This window comes from Aquitalea pelogenes (genome assembly GCF_001515305.1).
In the GTDB taxonomy this organism is placed as follows: domain Bacteria; phylum Pseudomonadota; class Gammaproteobacteria; order Burkholderiales; family Chromobacteriaceae; genus Aquitalea; species Aquitalea pelogenes.
The window spans coordinates 1-4,057 of the sequence record NZ_LNQV01000092.1 but is presented as its reverse complement, the minus strand read 5'-3'; the positions used below and the strand labels follow the sequence as shown (position 1 = coordinate 4,057).

5 protein-coding genes are annotated in these 4,057 nt (G+C 61.9%); all 5 read left to right on the top strand.

Going from position 1 to position 4,057, the window contains the following annotated elements; all coding sequences use genetic code 11:
- Window positions 1–211: 211 nt before the first annotated feature.
- The 5 genes from AWT75_RS20190 to AWT75_RS20170 all read left to right on the top strand — a co-directional run bounded on the left by AWT75_RS20190 (window position 212) and on the right by AWT75_RS20170 (window position 3,892).
- Complete coding sequence (locus AWT75_RS20190; protein WP_045846233.1) at window positions 212–637, top strand: c-type cytochrome; 426 nt, start codon at window positions 212–214, stop codon at window positions 635–637.
- Window positions 638–669: 32 nt separating this feature from the next.
- Window positions 670–2,097 carry a cbb3-type cytochrome c oxidase subunit I gene (locus AWT75_RS20185; RefSeq protein ID WP_045846234.1) on the top strand — a complete coding sequence of 476 codons (1,428 nt, stop codon included), beginning with the start codon at window positions 670–672 and terminating at the stop codon, window positions 2,095–2,097.
- A gap of 55 nt (window positions 2,098–2,152) precedes the next feature.
- Window positions 2,153–2,746: a cytochrome c oxidase subunit 3 gene (locus AWT75_RS20180; RefSeq protein ID WP_062791530.1), complete on the top strand. Its 594-nt coding sequence runs from the start codon at window positions 2,153–2,155 to the stop codon at window positions 2,744–2,746.
- Between the two features lie 72 nt (window positions 2,747–2,818).
- Complete coding sequence (locus AWT75_RS20175; protein WP_062791532.1) at window positions 2,819–3,079, top strand: cytochrome C oxidase subunit IV family protein; 261 nt, start codon at window positions 2,819–2,821, stop codon at window positions 3,077–3,079.
- Between the two features lie 9 nt (window positions 3,080–3,088).
- Window positions 3,089–3,892, top strand: coding sequence for a CbbQ/NirQ/NorQ/GpvN family protein (locus AWT75_RS20170; protein ID WP_062791528.1), 804 nt, complete (start codon window positions 3,089–3,091; stop codon window positions 3,890–3,892).
- Window positions 3,893–4,057 lie beyond the last annotated feature (165 nt).

Here is a 4,057-nt window from a genome sequence, read left to right as displayed (position 1 = left end):
GGCTGCCGGCCGGCGTGGGCGGCAGCGGGGGCAGGGCTGGGCGGTGCATGCAGACTCCCGGGCAAAGGCTTGCCAAATGACGATGCCGCCAGTGTAGGAAGGAGGGTGGCCGGGAATCGTTGATACGAATCAATGCTATCGGGATGCCCGAATCCGTACATTTCGCCCCAGGTACCGGACGTGCCGGTGCAAGCACTTTGAGGAGGACGTGATGAGCGCGAGCTTCACCAAATCGACGGCCCGCAACATCTTTTACGGTGGGTCGGTGTTCTTTTTCCTGTTGTTCCTGGGGCTGACGCTGGATACCACCATGGCCCTGCCCAGCCATAACGCCAAGGCCAAGCTGACCGATGCGGCGGTGCGCGGCAAGAAGATCTGGGAGACGCGCAATTGTGGCGGCTGCCATACCTTGCTGGGCGAGGGGGCTTATTTCGGACCGGAGCTGGGCAATGTGTATGTGCGCCGTGGCCCGGATTTCATCAAGGGCTGGATGAAGGCCATGCCCACCAACGTACCCGGTCGTCGCCAGATGCCGCAGTTCCATCTGAACGAGGGCGAGCTGGACGACGTGGTGGCTTTCCTGAAATACACCTCCGAGATCAATACCAATAACTGGCCGCCCAATATCCAGGGCTGATCGCACCAGACCAATCGCTGACGGAGATACACATGAGCAATGCAAGTGCGGCAACGCTGGCGGCTGAACAAGCCCGTGCGCCAGCCCAGATCAAATACCGCTCGCAGGCGGTGGCCAAGCCTTATTTCATGGCGGCCATCGGCCTGTTCATCGGCCAGATCCTGTTTGGCCTGATCATCGGCCTGCAGTATGTGAAGGGGGACTTCCTGTTCCCGGCCATCAATTTCAGCACCGCGCGCATGGTGCACACCAACCTGTTGATTGTCTGGCTGCTGTTCGGCTTCATGGGGGCGGGTTACTTCCTGATTCCGGAAGAATGCGAGCGCGAGCTGTACAGCCCGAAACTGGCCATCATCACCTTCTGGGTATTCCTGGTTGCCGGTGCGCTGACCATTGTCGGCTACCTGGGCCTGCCCTATAACGTGCTGGCCCACCTCACCGGTAACGACTTGCTGCCCACCATGGGGCGCGGTTACCTGGAGCAGCCGCTCATCACCAAGGTGGGCATCGTGCTGGTGGCGCTGTCCTTTTTGTTCAACCTGTCGATGACGCTGCTGTCCGGCCGCAAGACCAGCATCAGCATCGTGATGCTGCTGGGGCTGTGGGGCCTGGCCATCTTCTTCCTGTTTTCCTTCGTCAACCCCAGCAACCTGGTGCTGGACAAGTACTTCTGGTGGTGGGTGGTACACCTGTGGGTGGAAGGCGTGTGGGAGCTGATCATGGGTGCCATGCTGGCCTTCGTGCTGGTGAAGGTGACCGGGGTGGACCGTGAAATCATCGAAAAATGGCTGTACCTGATCATTGCCATGACGCTGATCACCGGCATCATCGGTACCGGTCACCATTATTTCTGGATCGGCACACCGGCGTACTGGCAGGTATGGGGTTCCATCTTCTCCGCACTGGAGCCGGTGCCCTTCTTCATGATGACCATGTTTGCCTTCAATATGGTCAAGCGTCGCCGCCGTCAGCACCCCAACCAGGCTGCCACGCTGTGGGCGCTGGGCACCGGTGTGATGTCCTTCCTGGGCGCGGGCGTCTGGGGCTTTCTGGGCACGCTGTCGGTGGTGAACTACTACACCCACGGCACGCAGCTGACTGCTTCGCACGGTCACATGGCCTTCTACGGTGCTTACGCCATGGTGGTGCTGACCATGATTTCCTACACCATGCCGCTGCTGCGTGGCCGTGAAGCCAACAGCCCGCAAGCACAGAACGTGGAAAAACTGGCGTTCTGGGTGATGACCCTGTCCATCGTCGGCATCACGCTGTGCCTGACCGCTGCCGGTGCGACACAGGTGTGGTTGCAACGCATGTCCAGCGCACCGCTGTCCTTCATGGAAACGCAGGACCACATCATGCCGCTGTACTGGGCTCGTCTGGTGTGCGGTCTGGGCTTCTTCAGCGGCCTGATGCTGTACCTGATCAGCTTCTTTGTCACCGGCAAGCGCGAAGCCTGAGTGAACCGAGCAACAAGCGGCCCGCAAAGGGCCGTTTTTTCATTGGAGACAAACCATGCCTGCCGACAGCCTGCTGCTGGAAGACATACCGCAAGACCGTCATGTGCCGGGAGACCTAGCCATGTGGTGTTTCATCCTGGCCGAGCTGGCGGTGTTCGGCGTGTTCTTCCTGGTGTACGGCTATCACCGCTGGCGTGATCCGGCACTGTTTTCCCACGGCCAGCAGCAGCTGCACCTGCTGCTGCCCACGCTCAATACCTTGCTGTTGCTGGCGGGCAGTGCTGCCATCGTGGCCGCCGTGCGCGCCTTTGCGTTGAACCGTCAGCGCAGCGGGCGGCGCTGGCTGATGTCCACCATGCTGGCCGGTGGCGGTTTTCTGGTGCTCAAGGCCATCGAGCTGGGTGGCAAGTTTGCCGCTGGCATCACCCTGTCCAGCGGCGATTTCTGGATGTTCTACCTCTCGCTCACCGTGTTCCACTTTCTGCATGTGGTACTGGGCATGGTGATTGTCGCCGCCGTGTGGTGGCAGGCCCGCGACGGGCGCTATGCCGGTGCGGCCATTGATGGCGTGGAAACCGCAGCCGCCTACTGGCATATGGTGGACCTGGTGTGGATTGTGCTGTTTGCGCTGATTTACGTGGCGCGTTAAGCGCCGCAGTTTGTTGGCAGGGCTTATCTGGAATCAAGGCCATGGCCCTGCATGGCCGGTATCGTTGACCCCATGAACACACCCGCCCCCCTTACCCAATGGCTGTTGTGGGCCTGGCTCAGTGGCCTGACCCTGCTGGCGGCCGTGCTGGCTGAAACCGGCCAGCTGTCACAACACTGGCTGGCACCGCTGGTGCTGGGTTTTGCCTGGCTCAAGGGTTGGGTGGTCATCGAGCGATACATGGGGCTGCGCCATGCCCCGCACTGGCTGCGCGCCAGCGTGCATGGCTGGCTGCTGCTGGTGACCGGTGTGCTGCTGTTGAGTTTTCGCTAAGGAAAAGCCATGAACGCACCGCTGCGTCCCGAATTATCCGCGCCGTTCTACCAGCCACAGGGCGATGAATGCCAGCTGTTTGAAGCCGCCTGGCAGCAGCAGCTGCCGGTGTTGATCAAAGGCCCCACCGGCTGTGGCAAAACCCGCTTTGTCGCCCATATGGCGGCCCGGCTGGGCCTGCCGCTGATTACCGTGTCCTGCCATGACGACCTGTCCGCTGCCGACCTGGTGGGCCGCCACCTGATTGGCGATGGCGAAACCGTATGGTGCGACGGCCCGCTCACCCGTGCGGTGCGTCAGGGCGGCATCTGTTATCTGGATGAAGTGGTGGAAGCACGCAAGGACACCACCGTGGTGCTGCACCCGCTCACCGACGACCGCCGCATCCTGCCCATCGAACGCACTGGCGAAGTGCTGGTGGCCCCGCCCGGCTTCATGCTGGTGGTGTCCTACAACCCCGGCTACCAGCATGTGCTGAAAACCCTCAAGCCCAGCACGCGCCAGCGTTTTGTCGCCATGAGCTTCGATTTTCCGTCTGCCGAAGTGGAACAGCAGGTGGTGATGCAGGAATCCGGCCTTGCCGCGGCACAGGCGCAGCAACTGGTGACACTGGCCGGCCAGTTACGCCGCCTGTCCGGTTACGACCTGGACGAATCGGTCAGCACCCGCTTGCTGGTGTATGCCGCCAAGCTGATGGCATCGGGCATGCGCCCGGCGCTGGCCTGCCGTACCGCGCTGGCCGAACCGCTGAGCGACGAGCCGGACACCGTGGCCGCCTTGCTGGCCATCATTCACACCCAGTTTCCTGCCTGAGCGGGGCCTGTCATGGAAGATATCGTCGGCGGCTGGTGGGACAAGCTGGTCAAGCGCGCAGCCTATCGCGCTGGCCGAACCGCTGAGCGACGAGCCGGACACCGTGGCCGCCTTGCTGGCCATCATTCACACCCAGTTTCCTGCCTGAGCGGGGCCTGTCATGGA

Excerpts from the sequence above, each read along its gene's own strand:
- AWT75_RS20190 (WP_045846233.1), top strand. The coding sequence starts at position 212 with ATGAGCGCGAGCTTCACCAAATCGACGGCCCGCAACATCTTTTACGGT.
- AWT75_RS20185 (WP_045846234.1), top strand. The coding sequence starts at position 670 with ATGAGCAATGCAAGTGCGGCAACGCTGGCGGCTGAACAAGCCCGTGCG.
- AWT75_RS20180 (WP_062791530.1), top strand. The coding sequence starts at position 2,153 with ATGCCTGCCGACAGCCTGCTGCTGGAAGACATACCGCAAGACCGTCAT.
- AWT75_RS20175 (WP_062791532.1), top strand. The coding sequence starts at position 2,819 with ATGAACACACCCGCCCCCCTTACCCAATGGCTGTTGTGGGCCTGGCTC.
- AWT75_RS20170 (WP_062791528.1), top strand. The coding sequence starts at position 3,089 with ATGAACGCACCGCTGCGTCCCGAATTATCCGCGCCGTTCTACCAGCCA.